Source organism: Methylomonas defluvii (assembly GCF_033949435.1).
GTDB lineage: Bacteria > Pseudomonadota > Gammaproteobacteria > Methylococcales > Methylomonadaceae > Methylomonas > Methylomonas defluvii.
In genome coordinates this window covers 55480-77425 of record NZ_JAXARY010000002.1, presented here as the reverse complement: position 1 = coordinate 77425, position 21946 = coordinate 55480, and the positions used below count along the sequence as shown (strand labels likewise).

Sequence of the window (21946 nt, the reverse complement as noted above, 5' to 3'; positions counted from 1 at the left end):
ATATTATTGGACATGAATTTATCCCCTGCTTGGACAGGTGTGCTAAACCAAGCAGGGTTCGATTCCGTACACTGGTCCACAGTCGGCCCTGCGGATGCTCCAGACGTTCAGTTATTTAAATGGGCCAGGGAAAATGAAGCCGTGGTATTTACCCACGATTTGGATTTTGGCGCGCTGTTAGCGTTGACCGGTGTGGAAGCACCGAGCGTGTTTCAAATTCGTACCCAAAATATTTCACCACAAGTGCTCGGACCGAGAGCTATTGAATTGTTGCACCGCTTCAAAACGGAGCTTGATAATGGTGCTTTGATCGTTGCCGACGAATTGCGCGAAAGAGTAAGGTTGTTGCCCTTAAGTCGCTAAGTTTAAGCCTAATTTATCTCTATTAATAATTTTTGAAAATGTCAGAACTCGAACACGACGAACAAGAACAGATCAAACAACGCCGCGAAAAACTAAACGCCCTACGCGAAGAAGGTATTGCATTTCCCACCGATTTTCGGCGTAATGTGGTGGCCGGTGAATTGTTGGCCGAATACGGCGATAAATCTGAAGACGAATTATTAGCCGAACCGATTCGGGTGAAGATCGCCGGGCGGATGATGACGCGGCGTATCATGGGCAAAGCCAGTTTCTGCCATTTACAGGATATGTCCGGACAGATTCAGGTCTATGTCGCGCGCGATAATCTGCCGGAAGGGGTTTACAACGACCAGTTCAAGAAGTGGGATATCGGCGACATTATCGGTGCAGAAGGCATCTTATTCAAAACCAAGGTCGGCGAACTCAGCGTCAAAGTCGATGACATTCGACTGCTGACCAAAGCCTTACGGCCGCTGCCGGAAAAATTCCACGGTATCGCCGATCAAGAGATCAAATACCGTCAGCGTTATCTGGATTTGATCATGAGCGACGAGACGCGCAAAACCTTCCTGATGCGCTCGAAAATCGTCAATTACATCCGCGAATTTTTGATCGCGCGCGACTTCCTGGAAGTGGAAACGCCGATGATGCAAGTCATCCCCGGCGGCGCGACGGCAAGACCGTTCACTACCTTCCATAATGCGCTGGATATGGAGCTGTATCTGCGTATCGCACCGGAACTGTACCTGAAAAGGCTGGTGGTCGGCGGCTTCGAGCGGGTGTTCGAGATCAATCGTAACTTCCGCAACGAAGGTCTGTCGACCCGCCACAACCCCGAATTCACGATGATGGAGTTCTACCAAGCCTACGCCGAGTATGGCGACTTGATGGATCTGACCGAAGCGATGCTAAAAGGCATAGCCGAAGATGTGGTAGGTAATAGCGTTATTGAATATCAAGGTGATCAATACGATTTCGGCAAACCGTTCGCGCGGATGACAGTGTTGGAGTCGATTTTGCATTTCAACCCCGAATTGACTTTGGCTGATCTGACGACTCGGGAAGCGGCCGTGAAAGTTGCCGAGAATTTAAAGATTCCGGTTAAAGACAGTTATGGCTTGGGCAAGGTGCAAATCGAGATTTTCGAGAAAACCGTCGAGCACCGCTTGATGAATCCAACTTTCATCACCGCTTATCCGGTGGAAGTGTCGCCGCTGGCCCGCCGCAACGACAACGATCCGCATGTCACCGACCGCTTCGAGTTTTTCGTCGGCGGCCGCGAGATTGCCAACGGCTTTACCGAGTTGAACGATGCTGAGGACCAAGCCGAGCGTTTCCAGAAACAGGTCGAGGAAAAAGAAGCCGGCGACAACGAAGCCATGCATTTCGATGCCGACTACATTACTGCGCTGGAGCACGGCATGCCGCCGACCGCGGGCGAGGGCATCGGTATCGACCGTTTGGTGATGCTGTTTACCAACTCGCCGAGCATTCGCGATGTGCTGTTGTTCCCGCACATGCGTCCCAAAAACTGATGTCACAATCAGACGCCTATGCCGTGTTATCGCTATTGGATCTAAGAGAAAATTATGAGCGTTGAAGCCAAAGAATTTAAAAATGCCCTGAAATTATGGGCCAGCGGTGTGACGGTGGTGACAACCCAGGGGCGAGATAATCAGCCCCGAGGGATGACCGCCACGGCGTTTAGCAGCGTGTCCGTGGAGCCGCCGCAGATATTGGTCTGCCTTAACCAAGCGACCGATACCGGTGCTGCTTTGTTGGAAAGCCGCCGCTTCGCCGTGAATATTCTGAATAGTGCACAAGAAGACGTTTCCAACCAATTTGCCGGTAGCACCACCCAAGAACAGCGTTTTGCCAGCATTGCTTGGCAAGCCGGTGAAAATGGCGCGCCTATTTTGAGCGAAGCTCTGGCGGCACTGGAGTGTCGGGTAGTGCAACAAGTTCAGGCCGGTAGCCACTGGGTGATTATCGGTGAAGTCGATAGCGTGGTTTGCCGGGAAGGCGAGCCTTTGCTTTACTATCATTCTGCTTACCGCACGGTGGCGGCTCAAGATTAAGCCAAAATCCTCGTTGCGAATTGTTGCTTGATAGAGCAGACAATTGTCGTATACCCGACAAATTTCTTATGAATTGTGTGTGAATAGACGCGATTGTTGCCGGGTTTGTTGATTTGTAACGCCATGAACCGCATGAAAAATAACGGTCATATAGATATGGCCGATTTTTTGCTTAGGAGAGATTGGATTTAATCCATCTTTCAGAGTTATCACGGAGTTATCAATGTCAATCAAGGTTATCAAAGAGTTTTCTGAAAAATCCAAAAGCGATGAGGGCTTGAAAGAAAAGCTGAAAGCCTGTCTCAAAATCAAGGAGCTATTGTTATTGGGTAAGGAATACGGGTTCGAAATCGATGAAGTGGAATTGTATCCACCCAACGAACCGCAATTTGTTGAAGAACAGCTTTCAGAAAAACTTGCCAAAGCTCTGCTCAGAGTTTAACGATTGAGTGCCATCCTGCTTCCCGGCGGGGTGGCACCGTTATCGGTAAGGCGTAAAACGGCAGTCCGTAAATTCTAAAAACGACTCGACAACGGTAAACTACACGTTTGCGGCTATCGAGGAGTTTTCAAACATGTTCAATGCTATCCACGCTCCCCAACTGATGGGGATACTCAATGTCACTCCCGATAGTTTTTCCGATGGCGGCAAATTTACCGGCGTGGCGGCAGCGATAGCTCAAGCTGAAAAAATGATCGCTGAAGGCGCCGATATTATCGATGTCGGCGGTGAGTCGACGCGGCCTGGCTCCGATCCCGTTATGGCGGATGAGCAAATTCGCCGGGTGGTGCCGGTGATTAGCGCGATCCGTGCGAACAATCCCCAAGTTCAAATCAGTATAGATACCACCTTAAGCCAGGTTGCTGCAGCGGCGGTGACGGCGGGGGCGAGTATCATCAACGATGTCTCCGCCGGCCAAGGCGACCCTAAGATGTTGGCTTTTGCGGCAACAGCGCAAGTTCCGATCATCCTGATGCATATGCAGGGCACACCTAAAACCATGCAAGACCGACCGCATTACGGCAATGTACTGGCCGAAGTGATCGCTGCTTTGCAACAACGTATTACCGAAGCGTTAGCGGCAGGCGTGTTGGCGGAAAACATTGCTATAGATCCCGGCATCGGTTTCGGTAAGGGCAAGCAAGACAATATCGATTTGTTAGCACATTTGCGTAGCTTTGTTGGTTTGGGTTACCCGGTGTTGCTGGGTACCAGCCGCAAGCGCTTCATGGGCAGCATCTGCAATGTCAGCGAACCCGCAGAGTTGGTTACCGCGACAGCCGTGACCACGGCGTTAGGGGTGATGGCGGGAGTGCAAATGTTTCGGGTTCATGATGTCAAAGCCAACCGGCAGGCAGCGGATGTGGCGTGGGCCATCAAGCAGGCACAGTGACCGATCTCCATCCGCTGCTACAGAAATTGCAGGCTAAATTGGCGGTATCGCCGCTGACTAAGATCAACGACCCGGAATTAGCGGACCGACAGTTGGAGTTGTGGATCAAGCGCGATGACTTGCTACATCCGATTATCTCCGGCAACAAATGGCGCAAGCTCAAATATATCCTCAATCAGGCCTTACACAATGGCACCGACAGTATCGTCAGCATGGGCGGCGCCTATTCCAATCATTTACACGCCCTGGCTTTTACCGGTAAAGCCTTGGGGCTGAAAACCATAGGCTATATTCGCGGCGAGCGGCCCGCGCAACTTAATGCCACGCTGCATGATTTACTTGATTGGGGCATGGAGCTGCGTTTTGTGTCGCGTAGCGACTACCGGCAATTGCGCGATTACAAAGGTCACGACAGCTTACCTGAACTGCAGGCCGGCCAATATTGGCTGCCGGAAGGTGGAGCCACCGACTTGGCTTTGCAAGGCGTTGCCGAACTGATCGATGAAATTGACGTCGGCTTTGATACGCTGGTCGTTGCCTGCGGCACGGGCACCACTTTGGCAGGTTTGCTTACCTCGCCGCTAACTCAACAGGCTATCGGTGCGGCAGCGCTGAAGGGTGGCGACTTTCTAATCGACGATGTCGAGCAATTGCTGAATAATCAGGGAATCATCAGTCATGCGGACCGGCGAATTCTGGTGGATTACCATTTCGGCGGTTTCGCCAAAACGACGCCGGCTTTGTTGGCGTTTATGCAGGATTTTCAACGGCAACACGGTATCGAGCTGGAACCGATCTACACCGGAAAATTGCTGTTTGCGCTCTACGATTTAATCCGGAAGGGGTATTTCCCGGCTGGGCAGCGGATAGTGGCAATCCATACCGGCGGTTTGCAAGGCAAGCGCAAGTAATATTCCCTGTCGTGTTACCAGTTAAAAATCAGATAGATATTGAGTCATTACCCAAAATGGTGATAATAGCCGCTGCCTAAAAAATAATAACAAGGTGGCACCGTGGTTGCGCAGATCATTTCATTCCCCGAGCAAAAAAGTAGCAATAAACTGGCGGTGTCTTTCCGCTTTTTACTGAGTTTGTACGCCATTGTGCCGCTGTGTTTATTGGTTCTTTGGCTAGACGAATTCGGCTTCAATTTCGCATTACGCGATATGCTGCCCAGTAGCCCGACCCATTTTTTGTTGTTTCAAATTTTGTTCGGTACTCCGCATATCGTCGCCAGTAACCTATTGTTGGTCAGTCATCAGGACTATCTGCAAGCCTTTAAAGGCAAATTAATCGCCATGACTTTGTTTATCATGGTGTTTTTCGGTATCGGCAGTCTGTTTATTCCATACCGTGCGCTATACATCATTACCGCTTGCTGGACGGTATATCACGTTTTGAAGCAACAGCAGGGTATCGCCAAGGCAGTGTGTCGTTTGCCTAATTGGGCGTTTTATCTGCAATTGTGGCTCAGCGTTAGTGCAGGGATTTTTATCTACATGGGGATATTTTTAAAAAATAGCCTGGAGCCTGAACAAGCGGCGTTGGTGTTGCAAATTGCCAGCGTGCTGACGACGGCTTTGGTTATCAGCACGGTGTTTTGCCAACGTTACGTGCCCAGCCGCTTGGGTATCTATTTTTTGTGGGCCAACACACTGCTGGTCGTTAGCAGTTGGTATGTTTACAGCCAGCAATACTATTTCTTGGCGATCTTGATGCCGCGCTTGGTGCACGACATCACCGCTTATAGTTTTTACGTGACTCACGATGTGAATCGCCACAGCGAACAGCCGCAGAATAATTTGTTCCGAGCTGCAACGGCGATTCGATTACCCGTTTGGCTGGTATTGCCGCTGCTGTCGTTTGTGTTGACCTACCTGTTACAGGCTTATGGCGACGATCTGGTCAATTTATTGTTGCAAACCCTGTTTTCCACGCAAATTTATAAAGCCGTAACCTTGGGTTTTCTTGGATATTTGGCCCTGATGCATTATTACACCGAGGCCTTCGTATGGGCTGCCGGCTCGCCGCTAAGGCGTTATATTCGCTTTAGCGGCGTCTAATCGCCTAGTGTGGCAGCGTGTAACCCACTTTAATGGTGACCTGCCAATGCGCGACCTTGCCGTTATCGATATGGCCGCGGGTTTCCACAACTTCAAACCAACGCATGTTTTGGATGGTTTCGCCGGCCTTGGCGACGGCGTTTTCGATAGCTTGCTGGATGCCCAGGCTGGATGAACCGGTCAGTTCGACTTTTTGATAGACATGTTCTGGCATGTTATTTACTCCGCTTGAGGGTTGAATAAGGCTTGGTAGGCGCGCGCGGCCGCTTCCGGTTCATGGTCAAATATGCCGCCTATCACCGCTAATAAGTCTGCGCCTGCCGCCAATAAAGTTCCACCATTTTCCGGCAGAATGCCGCCGATGGCGACTATCGGCACATTTATCAATTGTTTGGCGCGATGCAGGCTGATAATGTCGGCGGGGGCGGCCAACGGTTTTGAACCGGACGGGAAGAAGCGGCCGAATGCGACGTAGTCGGCGCCGGCAGCGGCCATGTTCTGTGCTTTATCCACATCGTTATAACACGATACGCCGATGATGGCGTCCTGGCCCAACAGGCGCCGCGCTGTGGCGATTTCGCCATCGTCGCGACCTAGATGCACACCGTCAGCATCAACCGCCAACGCCAACTCGACGCTGTCGTTAATCAATAGCGGAGCATCGTAAGCGTGGCAAACTTCCAACAAAAGCCTCGCTAATTGCGGCGCATCCAGCGGATTTTTGTCGCGGTATTGAATCACGCTAGCCCCGCCGCGCAAGGCCGCTTCGACGTCTTTTACAATTTGGGCAATCGTTTTGTTTTCGGGTTGGGTGATGGCGTACAAACCCTCGTGCGGAAATTTCATGCTTCCACCCAAAACAGCCGGTCGGGGTTGTATTGGCCTTGTCCCGGACGATAGGCGGCGGCCAGCGACTGCCAGGTAAATTCCTGAGCTTCGCTAACGGCGGTAAACACGTCCAGACGTTGCGCCAGCAGCGCGGCGCTGGCGCTGGCCAGCGTGCAACCCGAGCCGTGATAGCTCTGCGGCAAACGCTCCCAGTTAAAGGTTTCATTGAGATCGTCGGGCATGTACAAGCGGTTATGCACCAGCTCCGAGCTTTCGTGGGTGCCGGTGATCAGCACGTATTTAGCGCCTTTGCCTTGCAAGAAACGGCCGCAGTCGCTCAAATCGTTTTGCCCGGATAGGCGGCGGGCTTCCTCGCTATTGGGTGTCAATAAGGTGGTCAACGGCAGTAGTTGCCCGACGATGACATCAATTAATCGCTGGCCGGCCAATGCAGTGCCGCCGCCGGCTGCCAGTACCGGGTCCAGCACCACCGGAATAGCCGGATGTTGCCGCAAAATTTGCGCAATCGCTACAGCAACGCCGGCGTCGCCGATCAGGCCGATTTTGAACGCGGAGACTTTAAAGTCCGCCAACAGAGTTTGTGCCTGGCTGAGAATGTCTGCGGGCTGTTGCGGAATCAGCTTCTTGACGTTGCGGCTGTCCTGTTCGGTTAACGCCGTAATCACACTAGCCGCATGGCATTGGTGGCTAATGATGGCCTCGATGTCGGCTTGCACACCGGCGCCACCGCTGGGATCGTGACCGGAAAAACAGACTACCACCGGGCGGTTGCGGCTCATAAGCCGTCTCCATTCAGCAAGGCTAGAAACTCTTGTTCGCTGATGACGCTGACGCCTTTCTCGCGAGCGGCGTTGGTTTTATTGGCGCCGACATTGTCGCCGGCTACCAGATAGTCGGTTTTCGCCGACACCGAGCTACCGACTTTAGCGCCTTTTGCTTTGGCTAGTTTGCTCAAGTCGTCGCGGCTGCCGCTGTGTAGGGTGCCGGTGAACACCAAGGTTTTGCCGGCTAGCGGATGGGCGTTGTCTGTGGCTTGGTTTTGCGTTGGGGTGAGAGTAAAACCCAGCGCCATCAGGCTGTCGAATAAAGGTTTGATTTTGCCAAAGCCTTCGGTGATTACCGCGGCGGTTTTTTCCGCAAAGCCCTCGATGGCGACGATGTCGGCTTCGCTGAGATTGAAAATCTCCGGCAACGCATAATGTGCCAGCAGCCGTTCGCAGTTGCCCAGACCCATTCGAAATACCCCAAACGCGGACAGAAAACGCCAGTCTTCGATGGCTTCGTTGCGGCTGCGCAGCAATTGATCGACCAGGTTTTGCGATTGCTTGGGGCCGAAGCCCATGTTTTCGAATTCTGCGGCGGTTAAGGCGTAAATCTGGTCGACGCTTCGGATTTCGTTTTCGTAAAGCTTCTTGATGGTCGCAGCCCCGAAGCCGTCGTTGTTTTTCAGCACCCGGAAGAAATGTTCCATGCTGTTGCTGATTTGCGCCGGGCATTCCAGGTTGTTGGGGCAGACTAAATAGTCGTTGTCCCAAATCAATTCGTGGCCGCAGCTGGGGCAGGCACTAGGTACTTCCGGCTCGGCCGGACGCAGCACGGCCTCGATTTTGGGGATCACTTCGCCGGAGCGAGCCAAGCGGATCAGCGCACCTGGGCCTATGCCTTTATCCTGCACCATTTTGTAATGATGGGCGGTGGCTCTGGAGAGCAGGGCGCCGCTAAGGCGCACCGGTTCCAACTCGGCGACCGGGGTGATGCGGCCGGAGCGCGAGGTTTGCGGCGTGACGCCGATGACGGTGACTTCTGCGGTTTCCAGGTTTTCTTTGTAAGCCAGCTGCCAGCGGTGATGGTGGCGGGTGGCGCCCATCGCTTGTTTGAGTTGCTCGTCGACGATTTCCAGAATCACGCCGTCAACGTCGTAATCCAACTTATGCCAGATGTCTTTGACGATGGTTTCGAAGTTGTCGATCAGGTCCTGCCAGACTCCCTCCCAGCAAGGCAATATAGCAAACGGATAAAACACCGCCGCATGATCGGCGATGGCGCGTTCGGCGTGCTCGTCCAGTTCCTTTTCTTTGATCACGCTGGCCTGGAAGTTACGGGCGTTATCAAAAAACTCGGCCAGATTGGCGTCGAAATAACTGCGGCTGACCACAATTTCGCCGGCGCCCAGGCCTCGCTGGTCTTGATTGGCGACTTGCAAGCCGCGTTCGAATACGCGGGTGATGTCGGTACCTTTGCGGCCGTCGCCGCGGGTATATAGCATCCGGCCGTCGTCATAGGCAGCGTAACCATCGAGCTTGGGGGTAACCTTAAAGATCAGCTCGGCAAAGTTTTTATCTAGCTCAAGTGCGGCTTTTTCGATGCGGCCGGCCCAGCGTTCCACCTCGTCGCGGCTGTAGGCTTTGTCGGTGGAGAGCATCACGGTTGGCAGATCGACGGTTTTACCCGCGAAAGCGGGTTCCGGCTCGACTGTGTGCAGCAGCGGATGCTCGGGCTGACGTTTTTTCAGTTCTGCCAGATAAACGAAGTCGTAATCGGCATCGCTGATAATCGGTTCGCCGCCGCGATACAAAGCGTTGGCAATCTCCAGGAACGTCACTAATTCACTGTCCGTGACGGTATGCAGCAAATCCGCGTGTGTGCACAATTCGCAAAAACGATTCTCACCAAGATCGTTCGAACTTAGCGTGGTCTGCAAAAGAATAGCTTTTTGACTGTCGGTAAGCATGCCGGGGATAGATGTGTCGGGTAGGGCGGCGATTATAGAGGATAATATCGCAAAAAAAAGGCGGGAGAGAGAACTCGCCCGCCGAAGCATCTATCTTTCAAGAGGATCATGTCAACGGTAGGAAATCGCGTGACATGGGCTTAATATAAAGTTTTATTGGGAACAAGCGTTGATCTAGGTCAATGTTTGGCGGGTTATTGAATAGCCTGTTCTTCAGCCGTGTTGGTGGCGGGGTGGCAGGTTTTACACAAGCCGTGAATTTCAATGGTTTTACGCTGCGGTACGAAGCCGGCATCGCCAAGTTCTTTGGATAATGCGCTGAGTACCGAAGGCGCGGCGCGCTCCTGAACCGTATGGCACGCGGTGCAGATTAACAGTAGTTGATCGTGTTGGGTGCCGGAGCAGTGACAGCCGACGAACGCATTTAAACTCTCCACCCGATGAATCAGGCCTTGTTCCAACAGAAAATCCAAGGCCCGGTAGACTGTCGAGGGTTTTGCGGCGTCGTTTACCGGCCTGATTTGATCCAGCAAGTCGTAGGCTTTAACGGCCTTATGACTGTTCCAGATCAGCTCCAAAATCTTGTGGCGGATGGGGGTCAGTTGTACGCCGCGCGTTAAGCAAAGTTGTTCGGCTACACTTATCGCCCTGTGGATGCATACGTTATGGTCATGCTCTGGTGCCGGGAAAATTGCTTGGTCGGTCATTTTGCAAAGGGTGATTGGGTTCATTCATTTTGTCGATGCGGTAAGTTATAGTGCCAGCATAAACAACCCATTTCAAATCGAATTACCAAATAAATTTTGTGTGTTTTTAATGCGCGCGGTTAAGCGCCATAGTGTGGTTGTTTGGCGGTTTCTCGGCGGACTTTTGCGAGCGGCTATAAGTAATTTTGAGGCAATAAATGAGAAGGATTACATTCCTGGTTTATGCAGTGCTATGGATTTTGTTGATTAGCCTGAACCTTTACCAGCAAGTCACGGATACCAAACAGTACGCGCAAAAAATTGCCACGCGCCAAGCCGAGATGTTTTTCGATCATATCGTCTTGATCAGAAAATGGAATGCGTTGCACGGCGGCGTTTACGTGCCTATCACCGAGAGTACTCAGCCCAATCCTTACCTGGAAGTTCCTCATCGCGATGTAGAGACCACCGATGGCAAGCACCTGACTTTAATTAATCCAGCTTATATGACTCGGCAGCTCTCGGAAATGGGTGACGAATCGGATATTGCCTTTCATATTACCGGTTTTAATCCGATTCGCCCGGAAAATCGGCCGGACCAATGGGAAGCAGAGGCATTGTTGGCGTTCCAGCAAGGTCAAAAAAGTGTGAGCAGTATCGGCACTATCAACGGGCAATCTTTTTATCGTTACATGGCGCCGCTGCATGTCGATCAAAGTTGTCTGGTTTGCCATCAGCGGCAAGGCTATAAAGAGGGCGAAATTCGCGGCGGTATTAGTGTCAGTATTCCCAGTGCCAGTATCGATGCTTTTGTGAGCGAGCGTCTGGAGCATTTGACAATCACCCATGCAATTGTGGCAGTTATCGGTTTGATCGTATTGCTGTTGTCTTATTTGGCGCAAGCCAGACTAAGCCTGCGCCTGGATAAAGCCAAAAGCCGTATGCAACTGGCGTATCTGGATTCGTTGACCTTGCTACCCAATCGCCGTTACTACGATGCCTTTGTAAAAAGGGAATGGAAGCGCGCCTTGCGGCATAAATATCCTATCTCGATGATCATGATAGACATCGATTTCTTCAAGCTATACAACGACAATCTCGGACATATCGAGGGCGATCATTGTTTGCGGCAAGTGGCTAAAACCTTGAAGCGTTTCTTTAGAAGGCCGGGCGATTTGATTGCACGTTACGGTGGCGAAGAGTTTTGCGTGGTCGCGGCTTGTGATGCCGAACAAATCATGGTGTTGGCCGAAATTCTGCGTAAAGCCGTGGAGAATATGCGTCTGCCGCATCCGGCTTCCAAAATTTCCGAATTTGTGACTATCAGTCTTGGTGTTGCCAGTATCGTTCCGAGTGACGACCTATCTTTCGAAAGCCTGCTGCACGCGGCGGATCAGGCGCTATACGATGCCAAGGCCACCGGTAGAAACCGGGTTGGCAAACGCCGGGTTTGAAACGATGGCAAGGGCCGGTGTTTGACCGGCCCTTGCCATGTGTCTAGTTACGAATGTTTTTCCAATAGTTTGGCATGAGCCGCTGCCAAGCGAGCCACGGGAATGCGCGGCGCGGAACACGATACATAGTTCAAGCCTAAGTCGTGAACGAATTTAATCGAACGCGGATGGCCGCCGTGTTCGCCGCAAATGCCTATTTTCAAATCCGGGCGCTGCTGACGACCCAGTTCCACGGCCATTTTCATCAGTTTGCCCAAGCCCTCAATATCCAGTGTTTCGAAGGGGTTGTCTTCCAGCAGGCCTGATTCTTCGTACAGCGGTAAGAATTTGTTCTCGGCATCCTCGCGGGAGAATGAAAAAGTGGCTTGGGTTAAATCGTTGGTGCCGAATGAAAAGAAAGCAGCTGTCGCGGCCAGACGGTCGGCACGGGTACATGCCCGCACCGTTTCAATCATTGTGCCGAACTTGAAGTTGAGCTTGAGCTTGTATTGCGCTTCCACTTCGGCTTGAATCTCGTCGACATAGGTTTTCACGGTTTTCAATTCCTGTGCGGTGATCACCTGCGGCACCATGATTTCCGGTTCGACCGGAATCCGTTGTTTCACACACAATGCCGCCGCTTCCAGAATTGAGCGGATCTGCATTTTGTAGATTTCCGGATAGCTCATGCCCAGCCTGACGCCGCGATGACCCAGCATTGGGTTGACTTCGTACAGCTCCAGCACTTTATCCAGCATCATCTGTTTTTTACTGATCGCTTCCAAAATCACGTCTTCGTTCAGCATATTGAACGGTGCCGGCATTTCCGCCGGGTGCGCCAGCGTATCCAGCGTGACACGTTGGCCTTTGACGATGGTCAGGTAGTGTTTCAGCGCATCCAGCTCATCAATCAATTGGTGCTCATTGGGCAAAAACTCGTGCATGGGTGGATCCAGCAAACGCACGGTAACCGGGTGCGGCGACATGGCTTCGAACAACTGTTGGAAGTCATCGCGTTGAATCGGGAACAGTTTGGCTAAAGCCGCCTCGCGTTCTTCGGTGTTGTGCGCCAGAATCATATCTACCACTAAGGGTAAACGGTCGGCGGCGTTAAACATGCGTTCGGTACGGCACAAACCGACACCTTTGGCGCCGTAGCTGACCGCCAGTCTCGCGGTTTCCGGCGTGTCGACATTGGCATGCACACGCAAGCGGGCTATGCTGTCGGCCCAGCCCAGCAAGGTTTTTAATTCCTCAGAGAATGAGGGCGGAATGGTTGGGATCCGGCCCAAATAGATATTACCGTTGCTGCCGTCTATGGTAATCAGGTCGCCTTCCTTGATATGGATGTCGCCGACGATAGCCAAGCGGGCGCGGACATCGACTTTGATGTCTTCAGCCCCAGCCACGCAGGCTTTACCCATGCCGCGCGCCACCACCGCAGCGTGCGAGGTTTTGCCGCCGCGGCTGGTCAAGACGCCTTGCGCGGCGAAGAAACCGTGGATGTCTTCCGGCTTGGTTTCTTCGCGTAGCAAAATCAAATCTTGGCCGGTTTTACCCAGTCGAACGGCGGTGTCCGCGTCGAATACGCAATGGCCGCACGCGGCGCCGGGCGAAGCCGGCAGGCCTTGGGCAATGGCTTTAACTTCGTGATTGGGAGCTAATTGCGGATGCAGCAATTGTTCCAGCATGTCGGGATTGATCCGTAGCAGCGCTTGTTCTTTGCTGATCAAGCCCTCCGCCACCATATCGATGGAGGTTTTCACCATCGCGGTCGCGTTCATTTTGCCGTTTCGGGTTTGCAAACAATACAGAATGCCGCGCTCTATGGTGTACTCGTAATCTTGCACTTCGTGATAATGTGCTTCCAGTTTATTGCGCAATTCCACAAGTTGCCGATATTGCTCGGGCATTTCCTTCGCCATTTCATGGACCGGTTTGGGGGTACGAATGCCGGCGACCACGTCTTCGCCTTGGGCGTTGACCAGGTATTCGCCGTACATCTCGTTGACACCTGTGCCGGGATTACGAGTGAAACCGACGCCGGTGGCGCAGTCGTCGCCCATATTGCCGAATACCATGGTGACGATATTGACGGCGGTGCCGTTGGCAATGTCCGGTGTGATGTGAAACTCGCGGCGGTAATCGACGGCACGTTTTCCCAGCCAGGAGTTAAATACCGCACGAATGGCAATTTCCAGTTGCTGGTAAACGTCTTCCGGAAACGGCCGGCCCGTTTCTTCATGCACCACAGTCAGGAATAGTTCGCTGATTTCCTGGAGTTGGTCGGCTGTCAACGCCACATCGGCTTTGATGCCGGCCGCACGCTTGACGTTGTTGAAATGCACGTCGAATTTTTCGTCGTCGATACCCAGCGCCACCTTGCCGAATAATTGGATGAAGCGGCGATAGGCATCGTAAGCAAAGCGCGGGTCGTCGGTCATTTCGATCAAGCCGGCCAGGGTTTGCTTGTTCAAACCTAAATTCAGAATGGTGTCCATCATGCCCGGCATCGAGATGGCCGAGCCGGAACGTACCGAAACCAGTAGCGGGTCGTTGGCGCCGCCAAACGATTTACCGCTCAGTTGCTCGATTTCGGCGATTTGCTGACGAACTTCGTCCATTAAATCGCTGGGTAATTGCTTGTTTTCCAGGTAGGTCAGGCAGGTTTGCGTGGTGATGACAAAGCCAGGTGGCACGTTAAAGCCCATTTGTGTCATTTCGCAAAGGTTTGCGCCTTTGCCGCCCAGTAATGCCTTGTTTTTGCCGTCGCCCGTGTTGAATGAATAACTGTATTTTGGAGTCATTATGGCCTTGTCGAAGTGTTGAAGTTGGGTGATGGCTGCTGGAAACGCCTTGCGTACCTTGTTGGCGTCTCGGGATGCCGGGTATTGCGGTTAGAATACCCCACTTTTTACCTATTTTTTTGAGTCATTACAAGTTACGCGCCATGGATAAATTTGATGTCATTATCGTCGGAGCCGGCGCGTCCGGCTTAATGTGCGCTATCGAAGCCGCCAAGCGCGGCCGGCGGGTGAAGGTAGTGGAACATGCCAACAAGCCGGGCAAAAAGATTCTGATGTCCGGTGGTGGCCGTTGCAATTTCACTAACTACAGCATAGCCCCGGAAAATTACATTTCCAATAACCCGCATTTTTGCAAGTCGGCGCTTAGCCGCTTCACGCAATGGGATTTTTTGAGCTTTATACAGCGCCACCAAATACCGTTTCACGAACGATTGCATGGGCAATTGTTTTGCGACAATAGCGCCAAGGATATTCTGGATGCGCTGTTAAAAGAATGCGGGCAAGCTGGCGCGACGCTGGCGTTAAATTGTCGGGTGGAGCGATTGGAGAAACGCGACGACGGCGATTTTTTACTGCACACCAGTAGCGGTGCGATGTCTGCATCAGCCTTGGTCATTGCCAGCGGCGGCTTATCGATACCGAAAATGGGCGCCACGCCGTTTGGTTATAAAGTCGCGGAACAATTCGGCATCAAAGTTTGGCCGACCCGAGCCGGTTTGGTGCCGTTAACGCTGCAACCAGGCGATTCAGAGCGCTTTACTCCGCTGACCGGTATCGCCGTGCCTTGCCGGATAAGCAATCAACAGCAGTCGTTTAAAGAAAATATTTTATTCACCCATCGCGGTTTAAGCGGGCCGGCCATCCTGCAAATATCCTCGTATTGGCATCCCGGCGAAGCGCTGCATGTAGACTTATTGCCGGATATGGATCTGGCGGAGACATTGAAAGAAAAGCGGCGGCAAGGCAGCAAATTAAAAATCCAAAATTTACTGGCCGACTACTTACCCAAACGTTTGTTGCAAGCTCTATTGGACGAGCGGCAGTTGGATATAACCGTTGCCAATTGCGCGGACAAAGATCTGAACGTGATCGCGGAAAATCTGCACCACTGGACGATCAAGCCGAATGCTACCGAAGGCTATCGTACCGCCGAGGTAACCGTCGGTGGCGTAGACTGCGACGCGATTTCCTCGAAAACCATGCAGAGCTTGCAAGTGCCGGGGTTGTATTTTGTTGGGGAAGTGTTGGACGTCACCGGGTGGCTGGGCGGGTATAACTTTCAGTGGGCTTGGTCTTCGGGGTGGTGTGCCGGGCAATATGTTTGAGGGTAGCAGTACAATCAATTCAGCTTTTCCAACAATGCCGGTTTTACCTGCTCAAGCCAATCCAGAATCCGGGTTTTGGTAAGCTCGGGTTGGTTGTGGTGATCCAGCACCAGGCCGACAAATTTGCCATCGACTACCGAACTGGAGTGGGTAAAGTGATAGCCATCCGTGCTCCAGGCACCGGTCACCTCGGCACCATAAGACCGAACGTGGTGATACAAATGAATTAATGAGCTGGCAAAGCGCGCGTAGTATTTTTGTTGGTTACCCAAACCAAACAGGGCAACCCGCTTTCCGGATAAATCCGCCTCATCCAGGCGGAATAAAAACTCTTCCCAGTTGCCTTCTTCGCTGCCGGTGGTTCTGCCGGGTATTTCGCCGACGCCGTAACTGGGCATTCCCAAAATCAAGGCTTTGTAACCAAGCAGTTCCGTTACTGTTGCTTGATTAACATTCACCGGTTCGCTGGCAATTTCGTCGCCCAAAACTCGGTACATGACCTGCGCCATCATCGCTGTCATACCTTTCTCGGTGCCGTAGAAAATTCCAATCTTGTTCATTGTTAAATCTCCATCGAATTGTCTACAAGCAGCAAAGCAAAATTTAAACCATCGGTAATCTTGGGTTCTGAGTTCTCGCTAAGTCGGTAACTTCAACGCTTTGCGGTAGACTGCCCAGTGGAAAGGGGCGAAACAGTGACTAACGTATTTGGTTATCTTTGTAACAATGAAACAGACACTCTGTCCGTTGCTTACAAAATCTGACAGAAATGTTGCTGTGTTTGGCTGATGCATAACGCTTTTTCTGAATTAGACGGTTTTTTATCAACCAGCCGAACAATGGCTTGAACCTTTCTGGGCATAGGCGGTAATCATTAATGGCTTAATCTTGAGATGGTTCATGGCACAAGCGGTTGGCCTAATCACATTCGCTGTGTGATAATCGAATTCAACTGCTAAGCTTCTGCTAACAGAAAACTGAGGAAACCATGTCAAACGATACTTTACTGGTCAGGCACAACGCCACCGGAAAAGAAGTTGAATATCCGTTGTTGAAGGGGTCTTTGGGTGCAGATACTGTCGATATTCGCTCTTTAAACAAAGATCTTGGGTGTTTTACTTACGATCCGGGCTTTATTGCCACGGCTGCTTGCAAAAGCAAAATTACATACATTGATGGTGATAACGGGATTTTGTTGTATCGCGGTTATCCCATCGAGCAATTAGCGGAAAACTGCGAATTTACTGAAGTTGCCTATTTGCTGATGAATGGCGAACTGCCCAATGCGGAGCAGTTGCGTGATTTTAATGAGGAAGTCAGCGATAGGGCCATTATCCACGAAGCTTTGCGCAAATTTTTTGATGGTTTCCATTACGATGCCCACCCTATGGCGATGTTGGTGGGGGTGGTGGGGTCCTTGTCGGCGTTTTATCACAGCGATTTGAACATTAAAGATCCTGCCAGCCGCATGATCTGTGCGACCCGGCTGATAGGCAAGATGCCCACCATTGCCGCAGCTTCATACCGGCATTCCATCGGTCGACCCTTCGTATACCCCCGCATGGATCTGAGTTATTGCGAGAACTTCTTGAATATGATGTTCTCCCGTTCCTCGCAAAACTATATCGATCAGGAACATTACATCGATCCAAATCTGGTCCAAGCGCTGAATCTGTTGTTTATTCTGCATGCCGACCACGAGCAAAATGCCAGTACCTCGACGGTGCGCATGGCGGGCAGTACCGGTGCCAATCCTTATGCCTGCGTGGCTGCGGGCATAGCGGCATTGTGGGGACCGGCTCACGGCGGCGCCAACGAAGCGGTTTTGAATATGTTGGCGCAAATCGGTAGTGTCGAAAACGTCCCCAAATATATCGCCAAGGCCAAGGATCACGACGACCCGTTCCGCTTAATGGGCTTTGGGCACCGAGTTTATAAAAACTTCGATCCGCGCGCTACCATCATCCGCAAAACCTGCTACGAGGTGTTGAGCAGAACCAACACCAACGATCCGCTGTTTGAACTGGCCTTGGCCTTGGAAGAATATGCGTTGAAAGACGAGTATTTCATCGAGAAAAAACTCTACCCCAATGTCGATTTCTATTCCGGCATTATCTATAAAGCCCTGCACATCCCCGTCGAAATGTTCACCGTGATGTTTGCGATAGCCCGCACTGCCGGCTGGATTTCACATTGGCTGGAGATGATGGAAGAGCCGGCGACGCCTATCAGCAGGCCGAGACAGTTATACGTCGGGCCGCCGCGCCGTGACTATACCGCTGTGAATAATCGCTAAATTATGCAGAAAATCGACATGAAGTCAGCACAAACCAATACGCAAGAACCGCCTGAGAACGCCAAGACAGAATCCGAGAAGACGCCGTCTGCGGAGCAAGATCCTGCCATTCCGACAGAAATTAATGGCCCGAAAGGGCCGGAGCCTACTCGCTTTGGCGATTGGGAACGCAAAGGCCGTTGCGTCGATTTCTAACAAAAAATTATTTTTCAACTTTAAATACAGGGTAAATCATGTCAGCAAACAGACCACTTTCGCCCCATCTGCAAGTTTATCGATTGCCCTTAACCGGTTTGGTGTCAATCACCCACCGCATGACCGGGGTGTTCCTTTCCATGGGCCTGGTGCTATTTGTCTATGTGCTGTTCGCCATTGCAGCTGGTGAAGGTGCGTATGGCGCCATGCAGGCCTTTATGTCCTACTGGTTGTTTAAACTGGTGTATTGGGGCTTTATTTATGCGTTATTTTTTCATTTGGTGCACGGTATTCGCCATCTGATTTGGGATTTTTGCAAAACCTTCGAACGCATGACACTGGACAAATATGCAGTTTACGAGCTGATTGCTTCGGCGTCGTTGACATTGATTACCTTTGTGGTTTCTTAAAGGAGGGCTGGTTATGGATTACAAAGCAACATTGGAAAAAGCCGCCGATTTTTTCTCGGTACATAGCGGCTCGGGTCATTTCTGGTATCAGCGCGTCACCGCTGTGGCCTTGGTGCCATTGTCTATTTGGTTGATTGTGCTACTAAACAAGGCTCTAAATGCACCGTATGCGGATACCGTGGATTGGTTGTCTTCACCATTCAACACCCTGGCGATTATCGCCTGGACCGTGGCAGTGGTTTATCACGCCGCGTTGGGTGTGCAGGTCGTGATCGAAGATTATGTGTCGACTATTCCGGTAAGAAATTTGGCAATACGTGCCACCAATCTGATTTTTTTAGTTTTGGGTGTCGCGGCATTGCTCGCGATTATCATCATCTTTTTCGCAAGGTAACTCATGGCCTCAGCATATAACATCATCGAACACCAACATGACGTTGTGGTGGTTGGCGCCGGCGGGGCCGGTTTGCGGGCTACTTTTGGTATGGTGGAAAAAGGTCTGAAAACCGCCTGTATCAGTAAAGTGTTTCCTACCCGCAGTCACACCGTCGCTGCACAGGGTGGTATCAGCGCCGCGCTCGGCAATATGGGTGAGGATGACTGGCGTTTTCACATGTATGACACCGTAAAAGGTTCGGATTGGCTGGGCGATCAGGATGCGATCGAGTACATGTGCCGGGAAGCGATTCCTGCCATCATCGAGTTGGAACATTACGGCGTACCGTTTTCCAGAACCGCAGAAGGTAAAATTTACCAGCGGGCTTTTGGTGGTATGTCTACGCATTATGGTAAAGGCCAGGCGCAAAGAACCTGCGCAGCAGCCGACGTAACCGGTCATGCCATTTTGCATACCCTTTACCAACAGGCTTTAAAACACAAAGCTGAATTCTTCGTTGAGTACATCGCGCTGGATTTGATCATGGAAGAGGGCGAGTGCCGCGGCGTCCTGGCCTGGTGCCTGGATGACGGTTCCATTCACCTGTTTCGCGGCCATCAAACGGTAATGGCAACCGGTGGCTACGGTCGTACCTTTCTATCGTGCACCTCGGCGCACACGGTTACCGGCGACGGCAATGGCATGATCTTGAGAGCCGGTTTGCCTTTACAAGATATGGAGTTTGTGCAATTCCATCCAACAGGTATTTATGGTTCCGGTTGCTTGATGACTGAAGGCGCGCGCGGTGAGGGGGGGTATTTGACCAACTCAGAAGGCGAGCACTTCATGGCTCGTTACGCCCCGCATGCCAAAGACTTGGCGTCTCGCGACGTAGTGAGTCGGGCAATTACGGTTGAGATTAACGAAGGACGCGGCATCGGTCCAAAGAAAGACCACGTACATTTGCATTTGGAGCATCTCGACCCGGCCATCATCCATGAGCGGTTGCCCGGCATCACCGAAACCGCCCGAATTTTTGCCGGTGTCGATGCGACGAAACAGCCGATTCCGGTTTTACCTACCGTGCATTACAACATGGGCGGTATTCCGACCAATTACAAGGCCGAAGTGGTCACACTGAAAGACGGTAATCCTGATTATGTGGTTCCTGGCTTGATGGCGATTGGTGAAACCGCCTGTGTTTCGGTGCATGGCGCCAATCGTTTGGGTTCTAACTCTTTGTTGGATTTGGTGGTATTTGGGCGGGCGGCTGCGATTCGTTGCACAGAGCTGATCAAGCCGGGCATGCCGCATAAGCAGTTGGCAAAAGACGCCACGGATCAAGCATTATCGCGTTTCGATAAAATCCGCCATGCCAACGGTAGCCGTAAAACGGCGGAAATCCGCATGGATATGCAAACCACTATGCAGTCTAAGGCGGCGGTATTCAGAACTGAGGCCACGCTAAACGAAGGTATCAAGGCTATAGGTGAGATTGCTGCATCGTTTGATGATGTCAAAGTGGGTGATAAATCACTGATTTGGAATACCGATCTGGTGGAAACCTTAGAGCTGGATAATTTGCTCGGCCAGGCTCAGGTTACTATTACTGCCGCCGGTAATCGTCAAGAAAGTCGCGGCGGCCATGCGCGTGAGGATTTCCCGAAACGCGATGACAAGAATTGGATGAAGCACACTCTGACCTGGCGGGAAGGCAACAAAGTCAAAATCGACTACCGCCCCGTCCACCTGTATACGCTTACCGACGAAGTCGAAGTCGTTGCGCCTAAAGAGAGGGTTTACTAATGGTTGAATTTACACTACCCAAAAACTCGGTGATTAAAAAGGGTAAAACCTATAAAGCCGAGGGCGCTACCAACGTCCGCCATTTTGAAGTTTATCGCTGGGATCCGGATTTTGGGGAAAATCCGCGCATCGACACCTATGAGATCGATATGGACCAATGCGGACCGATGGTGCTGGATGCGATTCTGAAAATTAAAAATGAAATCGACAGTAGTCTGACTTTTCGCCGCTCCTGTCGCGAAGGCGTCTGCGGCTCATGCGCGATGAACATCAACGGCAAAAACACGCTGGCATGCACCAAAGCGATTAGCGACTACAAAGGCACCGTGAAAATATTCCCGTTGCCGCATATGTCCGTGGTTAAAGATTTGGTCGCGGATATGACGCATTTCTTCGAACAATATACGTCGATAAAACCCTGGTTAACTGCTGAATCAGAAGCGCCTGCCGAAACCGAACGCTTGCAAAGCAGGGAAGATCGCGCCAAACTCGACGGTCTCTACGAATGCGTGCTTTGCGCGTGTTGTTCAACCAGTTGTCCAAGTTATTGGTGGAATAGCGATAAATATCTCGGCCCGGCGATCCTGTTGCAAGCCTACCGTTGGTTGGCCGACAGCCGCGATGAAAACGATAAAGAACGTTTGGACGAACTTGATGAGTCCTTTAAATTGTATCGTTGTCACACCATTATGAACTGCACGGATACTTGTCCGAAAGGACTTAACCCCGCTAAGGCGATTGCCGAAATCAAGAAGCTCTTGGTAGAACGCGACCATCTGTGAACGAAAACATCAATAAACTGCGCTGGCGTTGCCGGCGCGGTACCCTTGAGCTGGATTTGATGCTGCTCAGGTACTTAGAACATCGTTACCTCTTCGCCGACACTACGGAACAGCAGACGTTTTTGCAAATGTTGGAACTTGAAGACACTGAACTGATGCGATACTTGATGGGTGAACAATTGCCGAGCGACGAGAGTATGAAAAGCTTGGTCTTGGTAATCAGAACTTTGCCGGTTTAAGTTTTGCTAAAATCTGGCTGCAAAAGCGATGCTTCTCACCATACAAAATGATCTAACGTATTAAAAAACTTCAAATAAACTCTCCTTTACGTATCTTGCGGCAGATAAAGTCC

General features: G+C 51.5%; 23 protein-coding genes. 16 read left to right on the top strand and 7 right to left on the bottom strand.

Going from position 1 to position 21946, the window contains the following annotated elements:
* The first annotated feature begins 6 nt into the window (after positions 1 to 6).
* The 7 genes from QLH52_RS03430 to QLH52_RS03400 all read left to right on the top strand — a co-directional run bounded on the left by QLH52_RS03430 (position 7) and on the right by QLH52_RS03400 (position 5898).
* Complete coding sequence (locus QLH52_RS03430) at positions 7 to 363, top strand: DUF5615 family PIN-like protein (RefSeq protein ID WP_256438970.1); 357 nt, start codon at positions 7 to 9, stop codon at positions 361 to 363.
* Between the two features lie 38 nt (positions 364 to 401).
* Entirely contained in the window at positions 402 to 1898 is a 1497-nt protein-coding gene (gene lysS / locus QLH52_RS03425; protein WP_319960540.1) for a lysine--tRNA ligase, read from the top strand.
* A gap of 54 nt (positions 1899 to 1952) precedes the next feature.
* Positions 1953 to 2441, top strand: a complete 489-nt coding sequence (locus tag QLH52_RS03420) for a flavin reductase family protein (RefSeq protein WP_205453840.1) — start codon at positions 1953 to 1955, stop codon at positions 2439 to 2441.
* Positions 2442 to 2664: 223 nt separating this feature from the next.
* Positions 2665 to 2883 carry a Nif11-like leader peptide family natural product precursor gene (locus QLH52_RS03415; RefSeq protein ID WP_033157401.1) on the top strand — a complete coding sequence of 73 codons (219 nt, stop codon included), beginning with the start codon at positions 2665 to 2667 and terminating at the stop codon, positions 2881 to 2883.
* 133 nt (positions 2884 to 3016) lie between these two features.
* On the top strand, positions 3017 to 3835 hold the full coding sequence (gene folP / locus QLH52_RS03410) for a dihydropteroate synthase (protein ID WP_171694743.1): 819 nt from the start codon (positions 3017 to 3019) through the stop codon (positions 3833 to 3835).
* On the top strand, positions 3832 to 4746 hold the full coding sequence (locus QLH52_RS03405; protein WP_319960539.1) for a 1-aminocyclopropane-1-carboxylate deaminase/D-cysteine desulfhydrase: 915 nt from the start codon (positions 3832 to 3834) through the stop codon (positions 4744 to 4746). Before folP ends, QLH52_RS03405 begins: the two co-directional genes overlap by 4 nt.
* 102 nt (positions 4747 to 4848) lie before the next feature.
* Positions 4849 to 5898, top strand: coding sequence for a hypothetical protein (locus tag QLH52_RS03400; protein WP_171694745.1), 1050 nt, complete (start codon positions 4849 to 4851; stop codon positions 5896 to 5898).
* Between the two features lie 4 nt (positions 5899 to 5902).
* On the opposite strand, the gene QLH52_RS03395 is transcribed toward QLH52_RS03400, so the two are convergent.
* From QLH52_RS03395 to QLH52_RS03375, 5 genes are all read right to left on the bottom strand, one after another.
* Positions 5903 to 6112 carry a dodecin gene (locus QLH52_RS03395; RefSeq protein WP_033157405.1) on the bottom strand — a complete coding sequence of 70 codons (210 nt, stop codon included), beginning with the start codon at positions 6110 to 6112 and terminating at the stop codon, positions 5903 to 5905.
* A gap of 5 nt (positions 6113 to 6117) precedes the next feature.
* Positions 6118 to 6744, bottom strand: a complete 627-nt coding sequence (gene thiE / locus QLH52_RS03390) for a thiamine phosphate synthase (protein ID WP_171694746.1) — start codon at positions 6742 to 6744, stop codon at positions 6118 to 6120.
* On the bottom strand, positions 6741 to 7526 hold the full coding sequence (gene thiD, locus QLH52_RS03385; protein WP_171694747.1) for a bifunctional hydroxymethylpyrimidine kinase/phosphomethylpyrimidine kinase: 786 nt from the start codon (positions 7524 to 7526) through the stop codon (positions 6741 to 6743). Before thiD ends, thiE begins: the two co-directional genes overlap by 4 nt.
* The gene (locus QLH52_RS03380; RefSeq protein WP_319960538.1) at positions 7523 to 9478 is read right to left on the bottom strand and encodes a BRCT domain-containing protein; all 1956 of its coding nucleotides are present in this window, start codon (positions 9476 to 9478) and stop codon (positions 7523 to 7525) included. The genes thiD and QLH52_RS03380 overlap by 4 nt, the downstream gene beginning before the upstream one ends.
* Before the next feature lie 194 nt (positions 9479 to 9672).
* On the bottom strand, positions 9673 to 10209 hold the full coding sequence (locus QLH52_RS03375) for a transcriptional repressor (RefSeq protein WP_171694749.1): 537 nt from the start codon (positions 10207 to 10209) through the stop codon (positions 9673 to 9675).
* A gap of 173 nt (positions 10210 to 10382) precedes the next feature.
* On the opposite strand from QLH52_RS03375, the gene QLH52_RS03370 reads away from it, so the two are divergent.
* The gene (locus QLH52_RS03370) at positions 10383 to 11618 is read left to right on the top strand and encodes a diguanylate cyclase domain-containing protein (RefSeq protein WP_240348261.1); all 1236 of its coding nucleotides are present in this window, start codon (positions 10383 to 10385) and stop codon (positions 11616 to 11618) included.
* 47 nt (positions 11619 to 11665) lie between these two features.
* Here QLH52_RS03370 and ppdK read toward each other — a convergent pair whose 3' ends face one another.
* Positions 11666 to 14404 carry a pyruvate, phosphate dikinase gene (gene ppdK / locus QLH52_RS03365; protein WP_319960537.1) on the bottom strand — a complete coding sequence of 913 codons (2739 nt, stop codon included), beginning with the start codon at positions 14402 to 14404 and terminating at the stop codon, positions 11666 to 11668.
* Positions 14405 to 14547: 143 nt separating this feature from the next.
* On the opposite strand from ppdK, the gene QLH52_RS03360 reads away from it, so the two are divergent.
* Complete coding sequence (locus tag QLH52_RS03360; RefSeq protein ID WP_165786252.1) at positions 14548 to 15729, top strand: BaiN/RdsA family NAD(P)/FAD-dependent oxidoreductase; 1182 nt, start codon at positions 14548 to 14550, stop codon at positions 15727 to 15729.
* Between the two features lie 14 nt (positions 15730 to 15743).
* Here QLH52_RS03360 and QLH52_RS03355 read toward each other — a convergent pair whose 3' ends face one another.
* Positions 15744 to 16289, bottom strand: coding sequence for a flavodoxin (locus tag QLH52_RS03355; protein ID WP_020482376.1), 546 nt, complete (start codon positions 16287 to 16289; stop codon positions 15744 to 15746).
* Positions 16290 to 16717: 428 nt separating this feature from the next.
* On the opposite strand from QLH52_RS03355, the gene QLH52_RS03350 reads away from it, so the two are divergent.
* Genes QLH52_RS03350 through QLH52_RS03320 form a run of 7 tightly spaced genes read left to right on the top strand, consistent with a single transcriptional unit; the run spans position 16718 to position 21833 of the window.
* Positions 16718 to 18025, top strand: coding sequence for a citrate synthase (locus QLH52_RS03350; protein WP_033157413.1), 1308 nt, complete (start codon positions 16718 to 16720; stop codon positions 18023 to 18025).
* 18 nt (positions 18026 to 18043) lie between these two features.
* Positions 18044 to 18220: a DUF1674 domain-containing protein gene (locus QLH52_RS03345; RefSeq protein ID WP_319960536.1), complete on the top strand. Its 177-nt coding sequence runs from the start codon at positions 18044 to 18046 to the stop codon at positions 18218 to 18220.
* 38 nt (positions 18221 to 18258) lie between these two features.
* Positions 18259 to 18630 carry a succinate dehydrogenase, cytochrome b556 subunit gene (gene sdhC / locus QLH52_RS03340; RefSeq protein WP_171694754.1) on the top strand — a complete coding sequence of 124 codons (372 nt, stop codon included), beginning with the start codon at positions 18259 to 18261 and terminating at the stop codon, positions 18628 to 18630.
* A gap of 13 nt (positions 18631 to 18643) precedes the next feature.
* Positions 18644 to 19024: a succinate dehydrogenase, hydrophobic membrane anchor protein gene (sdhD, locus tag QLH52_RS03335; protein WP_171694755.1), complete on the top strand. Its 381-nt coding sequence runs from the start codon at positions 18644 to 18646 to the stop codon at positions 19022 to 19024.
* Between the two features lie 3 nt (positions 19025 to 19027).
* The gene (gene sdhA / locus QLH52_RS03330) at positions 19028 to 20812 is read left to right on the top strand and encodes a succinate dehydrogenase flavoprotein subunit (protein ID WP_319960535.1); all 1785 of its coding nucleotides are present in this window, start codon (positions 19028 to 19030) and stop codon (positions 20810 to 20812) included.
* Positions 20812 to 21594, top strand: a complete 783-nt coding sequence (locus QLH52_RS03325) for a succinate dehydrogenase iron-sulfur subunit (protein ID WP_319960534.1) — start codon at positions 20812 to 20814, stop codon at positions 21592 to 21594. The genes sdhA and QLH52_RS03325 overlap by 1 nt, the downstream gene beginning before the upstream one ends.
* Complete coding sequence (locus QLH52_RS03320) at positions 21591 to 21833, top strand: FAD assembly factor SdhE (RefSeq protein WP_319960533.1); 243 nt, start codon at positions 21591 to 21593, stop codon at positions 21831 to 21833. Before QLH52_RS03325 ends, QLH52_RS03320 begins: the two co-directional genes overlap by 4 nt.
* Positions 21834 to 21946 lie beyond the last annotated feature (113 nt).